Origin of the sequence: Streptomyces sp. NPDC058470 (assembly GCF_042721055.1) — a bacterium.
Classification (GTDB): domain Bacteria; phylum Actinomycetota; class Actinomycetes; order Streptomycetales; family Streptomycetaceae; genus Streptomyces.
The window spans coordinates 1-18,773 of record NZ_JBHXMF010000014.1 but is presented as its reverse complement, the minus strand read 5'-3'; the positions used below and the strand labels follow the sequence as shown (position 1 = coordinate 18,773).

General features: G+C 70.7%; 17 protein-coding genes. 3 read left to right on the top strand and 14 right to left on the bottom strand.

Annotated elements, in window-relative coordinates:
- Nucleotides 1-137: 137 nt before the first annotated feature.
- Nucleotides 138-1,436 carry an APC family permease gene (locus tag ACFWP7_RS12560; protein WP_384380318.1) on the top strand — a complete coding sequence of 433 codons (1,299 nt, stop codon included), beginning with the start codon at nt 138-140 and terminating at the stop codon, nt 1,434-1,436.
- 166 nt (nt 1,437-1,602) lie between these two features.
- Here ACFWP7_RS12560 and ACFWP7_RS12555 read toward each other — a convergent pair whose 3' ends face one another.
- From ACFWP7_RS12555 to ACFWP7_RS12490, 14 genes are all read right to left on the bottom strand, one after another.
- Nucleotides 1,603-2,169, bottom strand: a complete 567-nt coding sequence (locus ACFWP7_RS12555; RefSeq protein ID WP_384380315.1) for an SMI1/KNR4 family protein — start codon at nt 2,167-2,169, stop codon at nt 1,603-1,605.
- A gap of 81 nt (nt 2,170-2,250) precedes the next feature.
- Nucleotides 2,251-3,426, bottom strand: coding sequence for a barstar family protein (locus tag ACFWP7_RS12550; RefSeq protein ID WP_384380312.1), 1,176 nt, complete (start codon nt 3,424-3,426; stop codon nt 2,251-2,253).
- 15 nt (nt 3,427-3,441) lie between these two features.
- Complete coding sequence (locus ACFWP7_RS12545; protein WP_384380310.1) at nt 3,442-3,834, bottom strand: YccF domain-containing protein; 393 nt, start codon at nt 3,832-3,834, stop codon at nt 3,442-3,444.
- The gene (gene htpX, locus ACFWP7_RS12540) at nt 3,831-4,694 is read right to left on the bottom strand and encodes a zinc metalloprotease HtpX (protein ID WP_384380307.1); all 864 of its coding nucleotides are present in this window, start codon (nt 4,692-4,694) and stop codon (nt 3,831-3,833) included. Before htpX ends, ACFWP7_RS12545 begins: the two co-directional genes overlap by 4 nt.
- A gap of 181 nt (nt 4,695-4,875) precedes the next feature.
- Complete coding sequence (locus ACFWP7_RS12535) at nt 4,876-6,399, bottom strand: NADH-quinone oxidoreductase subunit N (RefSeq protein WP_384380305.1); 1,524 nt, start codon at nt 6,397-6,399, stop codon at nt 4,876-4,878.
- Entirely contained in the window at nt 6,396-7,973 is a 1,578-nt protein-coding gene (locus ACFWP7_RS12530) for an NADH-quinone oxidoreductase subunit M (RefSeq protein WP_384380302.1), read from the bottom strand. Before ACFWP7_RS12530 ends, ACFWP7_RS12535 begins: the two co-directional genes overlap by 4 nt.
- Nucleotides 7,974-7,979: 6 nt before the next feature.
- Nucleotides 7,980-9,971 (bottom strand): NADH-quinone oxidoreductase subunit L, encoded by a 1,992-nt coding sequence (locus ACFWP7_RS12525; RefSeq protein WP_384380299.1) that lies wholly within the window; start codon nt 9,969-9,971, stop codon nt 7,980-7,982.
- Nucleotides 9,968-10,408, bottom strand: a complete 441-nt coding sequence (nuoK, locus tag ACFWP7_RS12520; RefSeq protein ID WP_384380297.1) for an NADH-quinone oxidoreductase subunit NuoK — start codon at nt 10,406-10,408, stop codon at nt 9,968-9,970. Before nuoK ends, ACFWP7_RS12525 begins: the two co-directional genes overlap by 4 nt.
- Complete coding sequence (locus ACFWP7_RS12515) at nt 10,408-11,166, bottom strand: NADH-quinone oxidoreductase subunit J (RefSeq protein WP_384380594.1); 759 nt, start codon at nt 11,164-11,166, stop codon at nt 10,408-10,410. Before ACFWP7_RS12515 ends, nuoK begins: the two co-directional genes overlap by 1 nt.
- A gap of 35 nt (nt 11,167-11,201) precedes the next feature.
- Entirely contained in the window at nt 11,202-11,984 is a 783-nt protein-coding gene (locus ACFWP7_RS12510) for a 4Fe-4S binding protein (RefSeq protein WP_384380294.1), read from the bottom strand.
- Between the two features lie 2 nt (nt 11,985-11,986).
- Complete coding sequence (locus ACFWP7_RS12505; protein ID WP_384380292.1) at nt 11,987-12,955, bottom strand: NADH-quinone oxidoreductase subunit H; 969 nt, start codon at nt 12,953-12,955, stop codon at nt 11,987-11,989.
- On the bottom strand, nt 12,952-14,325 hold the full coding sequence (locus ACFWP7_RS12500; RefSeq protein WP_384380289.1) for an NADH-quinone oxidoreductase subunit C: 1,374 nt from the start codon (nt 14,323-14,325) through the stop codon (nt 12,952-12,954). The genes ACFWP7_RS12505 and ACFWP7_RS12500 overlap by 4 nt, the downstream gene beginning before the upstream one ends.
- Nucleotides 14,322-15,068 carry an NADH-quinone oxidoreductase subunit B gene (locus ACFWP7_RS12495; RefSeq protein WP_384380286.1) on the bottom strand — a complete coding sequence of 249 codons (747 nt, stop codon included), beginning with the start codon at nt 15,066-15,068 and terminating at the stop codon, nt 14,322-14,324. The genes ACFWP7_RS12500 and ACFWP7_RS12495 overlap by 4 nt, the downstream gene beginning before the upstream one ends.
- A complete protein-coding gene (locus tag ACFWP7_RS12490; protein WP_384380283.1) occupies nt 15,059-15,532 on the bottom strand; it encodes an NADH-quinone oxidoreductase subunit A in 474 nt (157 codons plus the stop codon). Before ACFWP7_RS12490 ends, ACFWP7_RS12495 begins: the two co-directional genes overlap by 10 nt.
- A gap of 232 nt (nt 15,533-15,764) precedes the next feature.
- Here ACFWP7_RS12490 and ACFWP7_RS12485 point away from each other — a divergent pair, with 232 nt between their 5' ends.
- The gene (locus ACFWP7_RS12485; RefSeq protein ID WP_384380281.1) at nt 15,765-17,006 is read left to right on the top strand and encodes a sensor histidine kinase; all 1,242 of its coding nucleotides are present in this window, start codon (nt 15,765-15,767) and stop codon (nt 17,004-17,006) included.
- Between the two features lie 246 nt (nt 17,007-17,252).
- Complete coding sequence (locus tag ACFWP7_RS12480; RefSeq protein ID WP_384380278.1) at nt 17,253-18,608, top strand: sensor histidine kinase; 1,356 nt, start codon at nt 17,253-17,255, stop codon at nt 18,606-18,608.
- Nucleotides 18,609-18,773 lie beyond the last annotated feature (165 nt).

Here is an 18,773-nt window from a genome sequence, read left to right as displayed (position 1 = left end):
GCTCATGCCTTGATGCCGCGACGCCTTGATGCCTTCCATGCCCTCAAGCCGCTGGTCGCGCGTGTGTTGGTGGCTTGTTGCCGGGGAGGACGCCTTGTCGACGCTGCTCGGTTGCATCGATCAGTAGGGTGCGGCGTATGACACATTCCGGTGCCGGACGGCCCCGTGGGCAGGAGGGCGACAGCTCGCGGGCCAGTGCGGAGCTGCGCCGGACGCTGGGTGTCGGGGACGCGGTTGTCGTCGGTCTCGGGTCGATGGTCGGTGCCGGGATCTTCGCGGCGCTGGGCCCCTCGGCGCGGGCGGCCGGGTCCGGACTGTTGCTCGGACTCGCGGTCGCCGCCGTGGTCGCCTATTGCAACGCGATGTCCTCGGCTCGGCTCGCCGCCCGATATCCCGCCTCGGGCGGCACATATGTGTATGGGCGCGAACGGCTCGGGGACTTCTGGGGGTACCTGGCGGGCTGGTCGTTCATCGTCGGCAAGACGGCCTCCTGTGCGGCGATGGCGCTCACCGTGGGCGCGTACGTCTGGCCGGGACAGGCGCACGCGGTGGCGGTCGCGGCCGTGGTGGCCCTGACCGCGGTGAACTACGGCGGCGTACAGAAGTCGGCCTGGCTGACGCGGGCGATCGTGGCGGTGGTCCTCGCGGTCCTCGCTTCCGTGGTGGTCGGGTGCCTCGGCTCGGACGCCTCCGACGCCGCGCGGCTGGATGTCGGGCTCTCCACCGGCGCGGGCGGGGTGCTTCAGGCGGCCGGGCTGCTGTTCTTCGCGTTCGCCGGATACGCGCGGATCGCGACGCTCGGTGAGGAGGTGCGGGATCCTGCGCGCACCATTCCCCGCGCGATCCCGGTGGCTCTGGGTATCGCGCTCGTGGTGTACGCGGTGGTGGCGGTCGCTGTCCTTTCCGTACTGGGGTCGGGTGGGCTCGGGCAGACCTCGGCGCCGCTGGCCGACGCGGTGCGGGCGGCCGGGGTGCCGGGGCTCGTGCCGGTGGTGCGGGTGGGCGCCGCCGTGGCCGCGCTCGGCTCACTCCTCGCCCTGATCCTGGGGGTCTCGCGGACGACGCTGGCCATGGCCCGTGACCGTCATCTGCCGGGCGCCCTGGCCGCCGTACATCCGCGCTACCAGGTACCGCACCGGGCAGAGCTGGCCGTGGGCGCGGTGGTCGCCGTGGTGGCCGCGACGGTGGATGTACGGGGTGCGATCGGCTTCTCCTCCTTCGGTGTGCTGGCGTACTACGCGGTGGCGAACGCCTCGGCCTGGACGTTGAGTTCGGCTCCGGTGTCGCGGGTGGTGCCGGCGATGGGACTGGTCGGGTGCGTGACACTGGCGTTCGCGCTGCCTGGGGATTCCGTGGTGCTGGGTGCGGCTGTGCTGGCGGTGGGGGCGGCTGCCTACGGCGTACGGCGATGGGCGGGCGGTTCACAGCAGCAGTAGGGGCGGCGGCAGTGGGCTGCTGCCCACGGGCGGCGGGCAGCGGGAAGCAGGCATCTGCCGGAGGGCGGCGGGCGCAGTTGGCGTGGGACGGGGCCGTTGGAGGCGGCGCGGTCGCCTCCGTGGCGCAGGCGGCAGGGCGTGGCCGACCGTGGTTCCTTGAGCGGCGCTACGAGGCTCGTGGCGCCGCCGTGCGTATGCGGAACTCGGGCCAGGGGGCCATGTCCATGTCGTCGTTGGACTCCTCGTACCAACCGGCTCCGTCGAGCCAGGTGTGCAGCCAGGTCGCGAGGTCGGGCGCGTCCACGTACCAGGCGTGGTCGGCCTCGTCCGCGTTCGGCTCGAAGAAGAGGACCGTGCCGTCCGGGTTCTGACAGTCCACGCACGCGTACATTCCGCAGCCCCAGTGGGATATCGGCAGGACGCCCTCGGGCCAGGGCCAGTCCGGGTCCTTGCGGCCGCTTTTTCTGTTGGCGAGGTACTGCGGGACGGCGGCAGGTTCGCCGGAGGCAGAGCCGTCGAGCAGGGGCAGCAGGCCGTACTCCGGGCCGAATCCGCCGTCCCCTATACGCAGGTAGAGCGCGGCGAGCAGCGCGGGCAGCGGGAAACCAAGGGTGGCTTCGGCGCGGGCGACCGCGGTCGTGTCCACGGGCTCCGGAAGTGAGGGCCAGCCCCACGGGCGGGTGTTGCGGGCCCCTTCCGCCACCCTCTGCAGCAACTGCTCGATTTCGGTCATGGGTTCATGATGCAGCGCGCCACTGACAATCGGGCAGCCTGTGGATAACCCTCGGGCACCGTCAGGCATGGTCCGGCGCCGTCAGGCGAGACGGACGTCGATGTGTTTTTCGGCGAAGAAGACAAGCAGTTCTTCGAAGGTCACCGGGCGATTGCCGGTGTGCGGGGTGACGCCGAGGCAGGTGCGGGCGATGTGCGCGCCGTGCCAGACGAGAGTGAAGGGTGCGTCGGCGCCCCAGCGTCCCCGGAGGCAGTCGTTGAGGGCGTCGAGGCCCCAGCCGAAGTATCCGCCGGGCCCGTTCACGGCTTCGCCGATCGCGCAGAAGAATCCGCGGGCGTCCGTGATGTGCCGGCCGTCGAGGTGATAGGTGGTGCCGGGCGGTCTGTCGGGCTCGCCGTAAGTGTGGTTCGTCAGGGCCGTACGGAGCCAGAACTCGCGGCCTTCTGCAGTGCATTGCGCCCACACGTTGGGCTCGGACGGGCGTCCGGCCCACCACAGGTCCCAGACCTCGGAGGCCGCGGTCGGTGGACGCTCCGACCAGGGTTCGAGGGTGAGGTCGACCAGGCCTCGGCCGCGCGCCGACGGGATCCACGCGGTGAGTTCGCCCTCGACGGCCGGCTGCACGGTGCGGCCGTGCGCGTCGAGTCGCAGCACCTTGGCATGTCCCAGGTCCTCCTCGCCGGCGTCCAGTGCTGCGCGCAGCGCCCCGCTCGGGGAGCAGCCGAGCAGTCGCAGTGGCGGCTCCAGCGGTTCGGACGGTCCGGACGGTCCGGACGGCCCGGTGCGGACGTGCGCCAGGTCCTTGCAGGTGCCCCAGGGACGGTTCCCCGCGCCGGACAACCGGTAGCCCGGGGAGAGCGGCGGGCATTGGGGATAGTCGGACGCGTTGTCGACGGACTCCGACGCCTCCACGGTGATGTCGCGGAGCGCCAGGTCACGCGCGCACGGGCGGTCGTCGATGACACGCGCGTCGTCCAGCTCCCACTCGACGAGGCACTCGCCCTTCTTGTCCAGGACTTCCAGGACGAGAAGGCCGAGCGGCGCCGAACCATCGGCACGCGCGCGCGTGAAGGCTGTCCGCAACTCGCCTTCCAGGGCGCATCCGAGCAGTTCGTACGTCCCTCGCTCGGGGCGGGGCGGATCGCTGAAGAGTCCCTCGGCCTCCGCGCACGACGACCACGCCTCCGCGTACCCGTCGTCGCCGTTGAACTCGGCTTCGGCGTCGTAGGAGACCAGTAGGTACTTCGGCGACTCCACCCCCGGGCCCGCCCGCTAGCGCGTCGCGAACGGCTGGTCTGTGCGCACGATTTCGCGTCCCAGAGGGAGCAGCGATACGGGAATGAGCTTGAAGTTGGCGATGCCGAACGGGATGCCGATGATCGTGAGGCACAGGGCGACGCCGGTGACGATGTGGGCGAGGGCGAGCCACCAGCCGGCGAGCACCAGCCACAGGACGTTGCCGATGCAGGACGGCGCGCCCGCGTCGGGGCGCTCCACCGTCGTATAGCCGAAGGGCCACAGGGCGTAGACGCCGATGCGGAACGCGGCGATGCCGAACGGAATGCCGATGATGGTGACGCACAGCAGCGCGCCCGCGAACACATACCCGAGGAACAGCCAGAAGCCGCTCAGGACGAGCCAGATGACGTTCAGGATTGTCTTCACTGGTGGTGACCTGCCATCTTCTCGAGCCGGGCGATGCGCTCCGCCATGGGCGGGTGGGTGGAGAACATCTTCGACATTCCCTGTCCGGGGCGGAAGGGGTTGGCGATCATCATGTGGCTTGCGGTCTCGATGCGCGGCTCGGGGGGCAGCGGCAGTTGTTTCGTGCCCGCGTCGAGCTTGCGCAGGGCGCTCGCGAGGGCGAGGGGGTCGCCGGTGAGCTGGGCGCCGGACGCGTCCGCCTCGTACTCCCTGGAGCGGCTGATGGCGAGCTGGATGAGGGACGCGGCGAGCGGGCCAAGGATCATAACCATCAGCATGCCCAGGATGCCCGGTCCGTCATCGTCGTTCGAGCGGCCGATCGGGATCAGCCAGGCGAAGTTGACCAGGAACATGATCACGGAGGCGAGGGCCCCGGCGACCGACGAGATCAGGATGTCGCGGTTGTAGACGTGGCTGAGTTCGTGGCCGATGACGCCGCGCAGTTCCCGCTCGTCGAGGATGCGCAGGATGCCTTCGGTGCAGCACACGGCCGCGTTGCGCGGGTTGCGGCCCGTGGCGAACGCGTTCGGTGCCTCCGTCGGCGAGATGTACAGGCGTGGCATGGGCTGGCGGGCCTGCGTGGAGAGGTCGCGGACTATGCGGTACAGCACCGGGGCCTCGAATTCGCTCACCGGGCGCGCGCGCATCGCGCGTAGAGCCAGTTTGTCGCTGTTCCAGTACGCGTAGGCGTTCGTGCCGATAGCGATGACCAGTGCGATGACGAGGCCGGTGCGCCCGAAGAAGCTGCCGATGACGATGATGAGTGCGGACAGTCCCCCGAGGAGAACAGCGGTCCTGAGCCCGTTGTGCCGGCGGTGCACGGTACGCCCTCCAAATGGTGCCGCAGGGGAACCCTCTGCCTACTGATGCTCTGCGTCCACTCTTCAGTGGACCCTCCCGTACTGGTCAACGCCAGACGAGGAGCACTAGTTCCCTTGTGCGCGCACCTGCGGGCGTGGTCCGTCCGGGTGACGGTCCACGCGCGCGCGTGCCCGATGGACGTCAGAAAAGGGCGGTTGCCGAGAAGCGCAGGGCCAGCTGTGGTGCTCCGGAGAGGGCGATGCCGAGGACGGCGGTCAGGGCGATCGCCGCCGTGAGCGGGGCCGGGACGGGATGTTTGGCGGGTTCGCCCTCGGGGGCGCGGAACAACAGCGTCGTCCATTGCAGGTAGTAGAAGAGCGCGATCACGACGTTGACGGCCATGACCACGGCCAGCCAGCCGAGGCCGGCGTCGACGGCCGCCGAGAAGACGGTGACCTTGGCGAAGAGGCCGATGATGCCCGGGGGCAGGCCGGCCAGGCAGAGCAGGAAGAAGCCGAGGAGGAGCGCCGACAGGGGGCTCGTCGCGTACAGGCCCCGGTAGTCGCTGACTCGGTTGAGGGGGCTTGTACGGGCGACCAGGGCGGCCACGGCGAAGGCGCCGAGGTTCACGGCTGCGTACATCAGGGCGTACGCGACGGTGGAGCCGATGGCCTTCTCGGCGTCCTTGGAGTACGCGGCGGACGCGATCGGCACCAGGAGGTAGCCGGCCTGGCCGACGGAGGACCAGGCGAGCAGCCGTACCGCGCTGTACGCGCGCGTGGCCTGTTGCCGTAGGGCGCCGACGTTGCCGACCGTCATGGTGAGGGCGGCCAGGGCGGCTAGCGCGGGGCCCCAGACGTCGGCGTACGACGGGAAGGCGACGACGGTGACGAGGATCAGCCCGGAGAAGCCGACCGCCTTGCCGACGACCGACAAGTAGGCGGCGATCGGCAAAGGCGCCCCTACGTAGGTGTCGGGCACCCAGAAGTGGAAGGGCACGGCGGCCGTCTTGAAGGCGAAGCCGACGAGGGTGAGGGCGACGCCCGCCTGGGCGAGCGTGTGGAACTGGCTGTCGACCTGCTGGATCCTGTCCGCGATCTGGGTGAGGTAGAGGGTGCCGGTCGTGGCGTAGACGAAGCTGACGCCCAGCAGGCTCACGGCGGTCGCGGTGACGGAGGACAGGAAGAACTTCAGGGCTGCTTCGGAGGACTTCCTGTCGCCGCGCTTGATGCCGACGAGGGCGAAGGCGGGCAGAGAGGCGACTTCCAGGGCGACGATGAGGGTTGCGAGGTCGCGCGAGGCGGGGAGCAGTGCGGCGCCCGCGGCGGAGGAGAGCAACAGGAACCAGTACTCCCCTTCGGGGAGTTCCCTGTTGGCGTCCTTCAGGGCCGTGACCGAGAGCAGTGCCGTCAGGAGTGCGCCGCCGAGGACCAGGAGCTGGATGACGAGCGTGAAGCGGTCCGCCGTGTAGCTGCAGACGTCGCTGTCGCCGGTCACGCAGAAGGTGGCGCGGTCGCCGTCCAGGAGGGGCAGCAGCATGAGCGTGGCGGCGCCGAGTCCCGCGACCGACACCCAGCCGAGCATCGGTTTCTTTGCGTCGCCGAGGAAGAGGTCGGCTACGAGTACGACGAGTCCGACGACCGCGGCGATGGTGGGGGGCGCGATCGCGAGCCAGTCGACGGACTGGACGAGGGACTGAGCCGCGGGCTGGGCCAGGGAGCTCATCGGGTACCTCCTGCGAAGAGCTGCTGTACGGCCGGGTCGGTCAGACCGAGGAGGGCCTTGGGCCAGAGTCCGGCGACGACCGTGAGGGCGACGAGCGGGGCCCAGGCGGCGAATTCGTAGCCCTTGATGTCGGCGAGCTTCGGGCTCTCCGGCTGCGGGGTGGCGCCCATGCAGACGCGGCGTACGACGAGGAGCATGTAGGCGGCGGTGAGCAGTGTGCCAAAGGCGGCGATCGCCATGAACGTCACAAACGTGGGACGGCTGAGGTCGTCGGCGGGCTTGAACGCGCCGAACAGTGCCAGCATCTCGCCCCAGAATCCGGCGAGGCCCGGCAGTCCGAGCGAGGCGACCGCGGCGAAGGCGAGGAGGCCGCCGAAGCGGGGGGCCTTGCCGTAGAGGGCGGCGCCGGTCTCCTCGGCGAGGGCGTCGAGGTCGGTGGTGCCCGTGCGGTCCTTGAGCGCGCCGACCAGGAAGAAGAGAAGACCGGTGATGAGGCCGTGGGCGATGTTGGCGAACAGCGCGCCGTTCACTCCGGTCGGGGTCATCGTGGCGATGCCGAGCAGTACGAAGCCCATGTGGCCGACGGACGAGTACGCGATGAGCCGCTTGAGGTCGCCCTTCGCGCCCTGTTTGGCGAGGGCGAGGCAGGCCAGGGATCCGTAGATGATCCCGACGACGGCGAAGGCGGCGAGGTACGGGGCGAAGGTGTGCATGCCTTCGGGTGCGATCGGCAGCAGAATGCGGACGAATCCGTACGTGCCCATCTTCAGCATGACGCCGGCCAGCAGGACCGAGCCGACGGTGGGCGCGGCGGTGTGGGCGTCGGGCAGCCAGCTGTGCAGCGGCCACATCGGCGTCTTGACCGCGAGCCCGATTCCGATCGCCAAAACGGCGATGACCTGCACGGATGTGGTCAGCGAACGGCCGTTGTCAGTGGCGAGTGCCACCATGTCGAATGTGCCGGACTTGAATCCGATCAGGAGCAGGCCCAGCAGCATGACGACGGAGCCGAGCAGTGTGTAGAGGATGAACTTCCAAGCGGCCTGGGTCCGTTGCTCACCGCCCCAGCGGGCGATGAGGAAGTACATCGGGATGAGCACCATCTCGAACGCGAGGAAGAACAGCAGCAGATCGAGGACGGCGAAGGTGGCGAGGGTGCCGGACTCGAGGACGAGGACGAGTGCGACGAAGGCCTTCGGGGTCGGGCCCGCAGGCATCTTGAAGTAGCTGTACAGCGCGCAGAGGAAGGTCAGCAGCGCGGTAAGGACGAGAAGGGGGAGGGAAATGCCGTCGATGCCGAGGTGGATCCGCACGTCGAGTGCGGGGATCCAGCTGATGTCCGTCGTGGCCTGCATCCTTGACGGGTGGTCGTGGTCGAAACCGAGCGTAAGGACGATCGCGGCGATGAGCACCGCGCCGGTGACGGTCACACCGTGCCGCAGCACTGCCTGCTCGGGCGACTTTCCCTTCAGTCCGGGCGGAGCCGGCAGAAGAGCCGCGGCGGCGCCGATGAGCGGGCCGACGACGATGAATGCCAGAAGGATCTGCATCACGGATTCACTGATATCGATCACGCCTGCTCACGCTCCCGTGGCGACTAGGAGGGCGGCGACCACCAGGACGACGGTGCCGGCGAGCAGCGCGCTCACATAGGTCTGCACATTGCCGGTCTGGGCGCGCCGGACGGCCTCGCCGAGCCAGCGGGGCAGGGCGGCCGCGCCCCGTACGTAGGTGTCGACGACCTCACGGTCGAGGAACTGGACGAGGGCGGCCGTGGCCTGTACCGGGCGGACGAACAGTGCCGTGTACACGGCGTCGAGGTGGAAGCCGACGGCCGCGTGGCGGTGCAGTGGGCCGAGGAGCAATCGGCCCGGGTCCGCCGGGTCGGGGGTGTAGGCCACGTCTCCGTAGGCGGGCGCGTGGCTTGCGATCGCCTCGGCTTCGACCAGACCGGCATCGGCGTCGGGGTGGGCCGCGACCGCACCCAGGGGGACTTGGGCGGCCAGCGTGCTGGTGTGCTGCCAGGCGCCGTAGGTGACGATCACGCCGACCATCGCGAGCCCCGTGCCGAGGACGGAGGTGGTGAGCACCGGCGTCAGATCGCGGCCGTCGAACCAGTCAGGCAGCGGGCCGTACGCCAGACCGAGCCCGAGCGAAGGGACGGCGAGCACCCACAGCACGGCGGTCATGGTGAACGGCTGCCTGCCGTGGTCGGGGGCCTCGATGCCCCGGCCGCGGAAGGCGAGCAGCCACAGCCGGGTGGCGTATGCGGCTGTGAGTACGGCGCTGACCAGACCGGCGACGAGGACGATCCAGCCCGCGACGCCGGGGGCGTGTTCGGTGTGGCCGGTGGCGACGTGCTCGGCGGCGCCGAGGACGGCTTCCTTGGAGAAGAAGCCGCTGAACGGCGGGATCGCGATGAGCGCGAGCAGCGCCACGGTCATCGTCCAGTAGGCGTCGGGGACGCGGGAACGCAGGTCCTTCATACGGGACATGGCGGCGAGCGAGTTGGTGCCGGAGGCGTGGATGACCACGCCTGCGGCGAGGAACAGCAGCGCCTTGAAGGCGCCGTGGGACAGGAGGTGGAAGACGGCGGCACCGCGGTCGCCGACGGCGAGCGCGCCGGTCATGTAGCCGAGTTGGCCGATCGTCGAGTAGGCGAGGACGCGCTTGATGTCGTCCTGGGCGAGCGCGGCGAGCCCCGAACCGGCCATCGTGACGGCGGCCATGACAGCGAGGACGACCATCGCGGCCGAGGAAGCCTGGAAGACGGGAAGAAGCCGGGCGATGAAGTAGACACCGGCGGTGACCATCGTCGCGGCGTGGATCAGCGCGGAGACGGGAGTTGGGCCCGCCATCGCGTCGGGCAGCCAGGTGTGCAGCGGGAACTGCGCCGACTTGCCCGCCACACCGGCGAGCAGGAGCAGCGCGATCAGCGTCGGGTGGTCGAGGCCGCCGCTCGCGACGGCGCCGAGGACCTTGGTGATGCGGAAGGACCCGGCGTCGGTGGCGAGGGCGAACAGGCCGATCAGGAAGGGGACATCGCCGAGCTTGGTGACCAGGAAGGCCTTGATCGAGGCGGCGCGGGCCTCGGGAGTCTCCCAGTAGTGGCCTACCAGGAAGTACGAGCAGATGCCCATGATCTCCCAGCCGACCAGGAGCACGATCAGGTCGCCGGAGTAGACGACGAGCAGCATCGCGGAGGTGAAGAGGGAGACGAGAGCGGCGTACGAGGGGTAGCGCGGGTCGTCGCGCAGGTAGCCCGTCGAGTAGATCTGCACGCAGGAGGCGACCATGCCCACCAGAACGGCGACGAGGGCGGCGAAGCCGTCGATGTGCAGGGCGAGTTCGATGGGGACGGACCCGGTGGGCGTCAGCTCGGTGGCGACGTCGACGGCCTGGTCGCCGCCCTGGCGTACGGCGACCACTACGGCGAGGGCGAATGCCGCGAGAGTGGGGAGTACGGCGAGGGGGCGTACGAAACCGGGGGCCGTGCGGCCGAGGAGGAGGCCGGCCACGGCGCCCAGGAACGGAAGGAGGGGGACGAGGACGGCGAGGGTGGTCGTGGTCACGCGGTGGCCTCAGCCTTCTCGACCGGCCGGGCGGCGGCTGATTCGGGGCCACCGCTGCCGGGTCCGTCGCTGTCGGAGCCGTCGTCGTCAGGGCGGTCGTCGGGGCCGTCTGTTTCCGGGCCCTCGGCTGTGTCGCGGAGCTTGTCGATGTCCGAGGTGCCGCGGTTGCGGTGGACGGCGAGGACGATCGCCAGGCCGATGCCGATCTCGGCGGCGGCGATGGCGATGGTGAACAGGGTCAGGGCCTGGCCGGAGTGCAGGGTGTCCTGGGCGGTCCTGCTCAGCCATACGTCGAAGGCGACGAGGTTGAGGTTGACGGCGTTGAGCATCAGCTCGACGGACATCAGGACCAGGATCGCGTTGCGGCGCGCGAGGACTCCGTACAGGCCGATGCAGAAGAGGAGGGCGGAGAGCACGGCGGGGTAGGCGAGATGCATCAGCGGGTGCCTTCCTTCTCGCTCCGGGAGGTCGGAGGCGTCTCGCTCCGGGCCGGCGGGGCGGTGGGGGCGGTCCCGGTGGTCGGGGCGGTGGGGGCGGTCCCGGTGGTCGGGGCGGTGGGGGCGGTCCCGGTGGTCGGGATGCTCCTGGGGCGCGGGGCGCCGGTTGTGGTCGCCGCGTCCTCCTTCGCCTTGCGGGAGAGGACGATCGCGCCGACCAGAGCGGCGAGGAGGAGGACGGAGAGGGCCTCGAAGGGGAGGACCCAGTTCTGGAAGAGGGCCTTGCCGGTCACCTCGGTGGAGCCGGCGGCTGCGCCTTCCAGGTCCATCCAGGTCGTGCGGAAGGCGTCGACGACGACCCAGACCAGGGCGGCCGCGGAGGCGACGGCCACAGTCAGGGCGGCCCAGCGGTTGCCGGAGTCGGCATCCGGGGAGCGGCCGATGGGGGCCTTGGTGAGCATCAGACCGAACAGGAGGAGGACGACGACGGAACCGACGTAGATGAGGACCTGCACCCAGGCGATGAACTCCGCGGTGAGCAGGAGGTATTCGACGGCGAGGCCGCCGAGCGCCACCACCAGCCACAGGGCGGCGTGCACCAGATGTTTGGTGGTGACGCTGGCGATCGCGGCGCCGAGGGTGACCAGGCCGACGAGGAGGAAGGCGATCTCGACGCCGGTCGGGGAGAGGAAGCCGTGGCTTTCGGCGGCAGCTGTGGTGGCGGCAGTTGCGGTGGTGGCGGTTGCGGTAGTGGTCACGGCGTGCGCCGCGGTGACCGTGGCTGCTGCGACGCTCACGACTCGCCCTCCTGCGGATTGGCGGAGTCGGGCTGGGAGGAGGGCTCGGGCCGGGTGGGCGGTTCAGGCCGCGCAGAAGACTCAGGCTTGGCAGACGGTTCAGGCCGCGCAGAAGACTCAGGCTTGGCAGACGGTTCAGGGCGCGCGGAAGACTCAGGCTTGGCAGACGGTTCAGGGCGCGCGGAAGACTCGGGCTTGGCTGGGGGCTCGGGACGGGTGGGCGGTTCAGCCGAGGCCGGGGGCCGGGGGGCGGTTTGGGCTGCCGTGAGCTTCTCGGCTGCTTTGCGGGCGGCGGCGAGTTCCTTCGGTTCCTCGGCGGCGGGGTCCAGGGCGGGCGGAGCGGGAACCGTCCACATCCACTCGCGGAGCTTGTCGCGTTCGTGGGTGAGTTCGTGGATGTCGGTCTCGGCGTACTCGAACTCCGGGGACCAGAACAGCGCGTCGAAAGGGCAGACCTCGATGCAGATACCGCAGTACATGCACAGGGCGAAGTCGATGGCGAAGCGGTCGAGGACGTTGCGGCTGCGCTCGCGGCCACCGGGGGCGGCGGGCGGCACCGTCTCCTTGTGGGAGTCGATGTAGATGCACCAGTCCGGGCACTCGCGGGCGCAGAGCATGCAGACCGTGCAGTTCTCCTCGAAGAGGCCGATGACACCGCGGGTGCGGGGGGGGAGTTCGGGCTGGGCGTCCGGATACTGCGCGGTGACGGTCTTCTTCGTCATCGTGCGGAGGGTGACGGCCAGGCCCTTGGCGAGGCCGGAGCCGGGAATGGGGGCCATGGTTAGGAGATCACCACCTTGACGATGCCGGTGAGGGCGATCTGGGCGAGGGCGAGGGGGACGAGGAGGGTCCAGGCGAGTTTCTGGAGCTGGTCCTCGCGGAGGCGGGGGTAGGTGACGCGCAGCCAGATGACGACGAAGGCCAGCACGGCTGCCTTGAGGAGGGTCCAGACCCAGCCGAGGCCGTCGGCGCCCCAGGGGCCGTGCCAACCGCCCAGGAAGAGGACGGTGGTCAGACCGCACAGGACGACGATTCCGGCGTACTCGGCGAGGAGGAACAGGGCGAAGCGAAGGCCGGTGTACTCGGTGTACGCGCCGAAGATGATCTCCGAGTCGGCGACGGGCATGTCGAAGGGGGGGCGTTGCAGCTCCGCGAGGCCGGCCACGAAGAAGACGATCCCGCCGACGATCTGCCAGGGCAGCCACCACCACTCGAAGGCGTCCACGATGCCGGGGAGGGAGACGGTGCCGGCCGCCATCGCGACGGAGGCGGCGGTAAGGAGCATCGGGAGTTCGTACGCGAGGAGTTGGGCGGCGGTGCGGAGGCCGCCGAGGAGGGAGAACTTGTTGGCCGAGGCCCAGCCCGCCATGAGTGAGCCGAGGACGCCCACGCCCATGACGGCGAGTACGAAGAAGATGCCCGCGTCGACGACCTCGCCGACGGCGCCCTCGCCCGGGCCGATGGGGATCGCGAGGAGGACCAGGAGGTACGGGAGGAGGGCCACGGCGGGGGCGAGTTGGAAGATACGACGGTCCGCCCCTGCCGGGACGATGTCTTCCTTCTGCGCGAACTTGACTCCGTCCGCGACGAGTTGGGCCCAGCCGTGGAAACCGCCCGCATACATCGGGCCCAGGCGGCCCTGCATGTGGGCCATCACCTTGTGCTCGGCCTGACCGACGATCAGAGGAAAGGTCAGGAACACGACGAAGACGACGAGGAGTCGCAGGGCGACGTCGAGAGCGTCGTTCACTGCGTGCCTCCGGAGGGGTCGTCGGGGTCTGCGGTTGGGGTGGAGGTCTCGGGGTCGGGGTCGGGGTCGGGGGGTACGGGCGGCTGTTTCGGGGTGGCTTCGGGTTCTGGGGAGGGGGCGGGCTTCGGGGTCCTGGGGGTCCTCGGGGTCCTCGGGGCGTGGGCCTCGCGATCCCGGGCAGCCGATGGCTCCGGAGGCGTCTCCGGCTTCTGCTCCCGCTTCTGCTCCTGCTCCCGCTCCCGCTCCTGCTCGTCGAAAGCAGGGCGCGCCTGGTGCCAAGGGGCGTCCGAGCTGCGCGGCGCGGCGGGGCTTGGAGGCGCCGTGGGGGCCGTCGGTTCGTTGGCCTTCGCCCGTTGGGTCGCCGAGCCCTGGCTCGCGCTGCGTGCGCGGCGTGGACCGGCCGGAGCCGTCGGCTCAGGGGCCGCCGGCTCAGGGGCCGCCGGCTCAGGGGCCGCCGGTTCAGCGGCTACCGGCTCAGCGGCTACCGGCGCGTCCGGAGTTGCCCCAGCCCCCGGGACAGGTGTCGCCCCCTGCTGGCTGGCCGACCCCTGACTCGCGCTCCGAGCCCGACGCGGCGCCCCCGGATCTCCGGCCCCGGTACCAGCACCAGCACCAGCACCAGCAGAGCTCATGTCCGCAGAGCCCGCGCCCGCACCCACCGATCCCGTATCCGCAGAGCCCGCCTCCGCAGGACCCGCACCCGTCTCCTGGCTGGCCGAGCCCTCCCCCGCCGTACGCGCCCGGCGTACCGGGCGGTCGCCGGGCGGGCGGGCGGTGCCGCGGGCGGGGCGGGCCGGGGCCGGCGGGAGTTGGCCCTTGAGGGGGCCCCACTCGTTGGGGTCGGGGACGCCGGGCGGGAGCATCTGGCGGCGCTTGGGGCCGCCGTGTTCGGATTCGCCGGGCTCCTTGGCGCCGGGCCAGGCCTTGGCGACGCGTGCGGCGAGGACGAAGTCCTTGCGGAGGGGGTGGCCTTCGAAGCTCTCCGGCAGGAGCAGGTGGTCCAGGCCCGGGTGGCCTTCGAAGGTGACGCCGAACATCTCGTGGGTCTCGCGCTCGTGCCAGCCGGCGCCGGCGTACACGGATACGGCCGACGGGAGGACGGGCGCGGAGTGCGGGACCGTCGTACGCACGAGGAGGCGCCGTAGCGGGCCCAGGGCCGCCACGTGCGCCATGACGCGGAAGCCCGTGGCCGGTTCGTCGACGGCGCTGAGCCAGTCGAAGTAAGTACAGCCCAGGACCTCGCGCGAGGTCTCCAGGGCCGCGGTCCAGGAGGCCGGCGGGACGTCGACCGTCAGGACCTCGTACGACTCCTCGGCCGTGGCCTCGGGGCCGAACAGTTCCTCGACAGGAGCGGGGAGCCAGCCGGTCATCGGGCGTCTCCCAAGTCCGGAGCCGGGGCCGAGGCGGAGGCCGGAGCCGAGGCCGGCGGCTGGACCAGACCGCTCTGGAGGGCGGCCGGCGACGTTCGCGACGCCGACCCGTACCGCTCGCCCAGCGACTCGCGCGCGATCTTCTCCTGGAGTTTCAGGATGCCCTGGAGGAGGGCCTCCGGGCGGGGCGGGCAGCCCGGCACGTAGACGTCCACCGGGATGATCTGGTCGACGCCCTTGGTGACGGAGTACGAATCCCAGTACGGGCCACCGCAGTTGGAGCAGGCGCCGAAGGAGATGACGTACTTCGGCTCCGGCATCTGCTCGTAGAGGCGCTTCACCGCCGGCGCCATCTTGTCCGTGACCGTGCCCGACACCACCATCAGGTCGGCCTGGCGCGGGCCGGGCGCGAAGGGGATCACGCCGAGCCGGATGAAGTCGTGCCGGGCCATGGACGCGGCGATGAACTCGATGGCGCAGCAGGCGAGGCCGAAGTTGAAGACCCAGAGCGAGTAGCGGCGGCCCCAGTTGAGGACCACCTTCATCGGTTCGGGGGCCAGGCGGGAGAGCGCGCCGAGGTGCTGGGGCTCCGGCACGAAAACCGGCTGACCGGAGGTCACCGGCTGTCCAGCGGTAGCCGGCCGCCCAGCAGTAGCCGGCTGTCCAGCAGTAGCCGACTTTCCAGCGCTCTCGGGATGCCCAGCGGTCTCGAACTGCCCGGAGGTCTCGGGGGTCACGTCCATTCCAGGACGCCCTTCTTGTAGGCGTACAGCAGGCCCACGGCCAGGAAGCCGAGGAAGAGGAACATCTCCACGAGCGTGGCCGCGCCGTAGCCGGGTGCGGCGAAGACGGTCGCCCAGGGGAAGAGGAAGATCGAGTCGACGGCGAAGATCACGTAGAGGAATGCATAGACGTAGTAGCGGACCTGGGTGTGGGCCCAGCCCTCGCCGACGGGGTCGACGCCACACTCGTACGTCAGGAGCTTCTCGGGGGTGGGGACGATCGGCCGCAGCAGACGTCCCGCCCCGAAGGCGACGGCGACGAACAACACGCCGACGACGGCGAGCAGTCCGACGACCGAGTACGACTGGAAGTAGTCCGCCGCGACAGCGGTCCCGTGGAACGAGCCCGCCGCGACAGCGGTCCCGTGGAACGAGTCCGCCGCGACAGCGGTCCCCGTTGCCGTGACAACGGTCGGTTCCGGCACGTCAGCCCCCCACTCCTTGACCTCGTTGGCGTCGCGCACTCTGTCTGCGCTTCGTTCGACGATCTGTACGGACGGGAGTCTAGGGCCTGCTAAAGGAACGGTAAGCAGCCCGTCACGTCCGGGCATGGGCGGAGTCGTTGTCCGGGTCCGCTCCGGGGGTGGGGTTTTCCCCAGTGGATCCCGGCGGCCCACCTCATGGCGCCGCGGCTCGCCGCCGGGCACGCTAGCGGATATGACCGAACGCATCCCGCTCCCCGGACCGCCGGACAGAACGTCCGACATTGACCGGCTCCCTCCCGCACGCTTCGCCCTCGACCGGCAGACGTGGAAGGAGATCGCACATCTGCTGGCCAATCTGCCGATGGCAGTGCTCGGATTCACCTATGTGGTGACGGTGCTGTCCACGGGCGTCGGCCTGACCGTGACCGTGATCGGACTTCCGTTGCTCGCGGCCGGACTGATGGGTGCGCGCCTGCTGGGCAGGATGGAACGGGCCCGGGCCCGGGCGCTGCTCGGGCTGCGGATCGATGAGCCGAGCCCGCTGCCGTTGCGCGGCCGGGGCGGGTTCTTCGCCCAGTTGTGGCTGGCGCTGAAGGATCCGGTGGGCTGGCGAACGGTCCTGTACGACTTCATACGGCTGCCCTGGGGCATCCTCACCTTCACGATCACGCTCACGTCGCTGTTCGTGCTGTGGCCGGTGCTGCCGTTCCTCGCGCGGGGGCTGACGAACGTCGACCGGGCCATGGTGCGCGGGCTGCTGTCGCCCTCCGAGGACCTGGAGCGGCGTATCGCCGAACTGGAGTCGGACCGGGGGGTCGTGGTGGACACGGCCGCCGCCGATCTGCGGCGCATCGAGCGCGATCTGCACGACGGGGCGCAGGCCCGGCTGGTCAACCTGGCGATGGGGCTCGGGCTCGCCAAGGAGAAGCTCCTGGAGGGCCAGGCCGACGACACCGTCGCGGCCATGGTCGACGAGGCACACGGCGAGGTGAAGCTCGCGTTGCAGGAACTGCGCGACCTGGCCCGCGGCATCCACCCGGCCGTCCTCACCGACCGCGGCCTCGACGCCGCGCTGTCCGCGGTCGCCTCGCGCTGCACCGTGCCGGTGCAGGTGACGGCCGACCTGGAGTCGCGACCCGCCGCGGCGATCGAGGGCATCGCGTATTTCACCGTCTCCGAGCTCCTGCAGAACGTGAGCAAACACAGCGGTGCGCGGTCCGCGTCCGTCGACGTGTGGCGGACGGACGAGCGGCTGCTCATCCAGGTGCGGGACGACGGGAGCGGCGGGGCCGGCATCGGCGGCGGTACGGGGATGGCGGGGCTCGCCGACCGGCTCGGCGCCGTGGACGGCCTCTTCGTCATCGATTCGCCGCCCGGCGGTCCGACGCTCATCACGGCGGAGCTGCCCTGGCGGGACCGGGACCAGGGTCAGGGTCAGCAGGCTCAGGATCGGCGGGACGAGCCCGCGCGGTAACAGTTGCGGTGGCGGTCACTCCGTCCGTCCTGCCGCCCGAGGCCCACCGCGGGTGCGTGCGGCGGCAACCTCGAACGTACGGCCGAATGCGGCGCGTGCACCCGTACGGCCGCCGCCCCACCCGCCGAGGTAGGGAAAACCCCCGCTCCAGGACGCCGACCCGCTCCATGGTCGGTGGGCGCCCCGGACAGCAGGGTTGAGGTACGAGCCGACGAGCAGGACGAGACGAGTAGAACGGACGGACCGATGGCCACGGATTACGGACAGGGGTACGGGCAGCACGGTGGACCCGGATTCCACGGGGCGGGTGCCGGGGAACGGCGGCTGCGTCTTCCCGCGCCGCTGCGGGCGCCGATCGAGGCCCGCAGCTGGCGTGAGTTCGGCTACGTGATGCTGAGCCTGCCGCTCGGCATCCTCATGTTCACGTACGCCGTCACGATGTTCTCGCTCGGCGCGGGCCTGCTGATCACCTTCCTCGGAGTCCCGGTGCTCGCCGGCGCCCTGGCCGGCTGCCGGGGGTTCGGCTCGCTGGAGCGGGCGCGGGCGCGTCGGCTGCTCGGGGTAGAGGTGGCCGCGCCCGAGCCGCTGCGGATGCGGAAGCACGGGGCGATGGCGTGGATGGGTGCCGTGCTCAGGAGCGGTGCGTCCTGGCGGCATCTGCTGTACGCGGTGGTGCAGTTCCCGTGGTCGGTGTTCTCGTTCGTGGTGGCGCTGAACTTCTGGGTGTACGGGTGGGCGCTGCTGACGTATCCGCTGTGGTTCTGGGTCTTCCCGATGTACGGGGGGCAGGACGGGCTCCAGCTCTACGGCGACGACACGCACAGCGTCTATCTGAACAACCCCTTCGAGATCACCGTGACCGCGCTGGTGGGGCTGCTGTTCACCATGGCCACGCCGTGGATCGTGCGCGGACTGACCACGGTGGACGGGGTGATGGTGCGCGGGCTGCTCGGGCCGTCGCGGCTGGCGACGCGGGTGGTCGAGCTGGAGTCGGACCGGGGGGTCGTGGTCGACACCGCCGCCGCCGACCTGCGGCGCATCGAGCGCGATCTGCACGACGGGGCGCAGGCCCGGCTGGTCGCCCTGGCGATGGATCTGGGGCTGGCCAAGGAGAAGCTGACGGAGGACCCGGAGGCGGCCGCGCGGATGGTGGGTGAGGCGCACGGTGAGGTGAAGACGGCGTTGCAGGAGCTGCGCGATCTGGCCCGCGGCATCCACCCGGCCGTCCTCACCGACCGCGGCCTCGACGCCGCGCTGTCCGCGGTGTCCTCGCGGTGCACCGTGCCGGTGCAGGTCGATGTGGATCTGCCGGCCCGGCCCGCGCCCGCGATCGAGGGAATCGCGTACTTCACGGTCTCGGAGCTGCTGCAGAACGTCAGCAAGCACTCCCGGGCCACCCGCGCCACAGTGGATGTCTGGCGCGTCGAGAACCGGCTGATGCTTCAGGTCGTGGACAACGGGGTGGGCGGCGCCGATGGCTCCGCCGGATCGGGGCTGGCGGGGCTCGCGGAGCGGCTCGGGGCGGTGGACGGGATTCTGGTGGTGGATTCGCCGGTGGGCGGACCCACGCGGATCACCGCGGAGCTGCCCTGGCGGGGGTGACCGGTCCAGGGACGACCGATCCAGGGGCGACCGATCCAGGAGCGACCGGCCCAGGGGCGACCGATCCAGGAGCGACCGGCCCAGGGGCGACCGATCCAGGAGCGACCGGCCCAGGGGCGACCGATCCAGGGGCGACCGATCCAGGGGTGACCGGTCCAGGAGCGA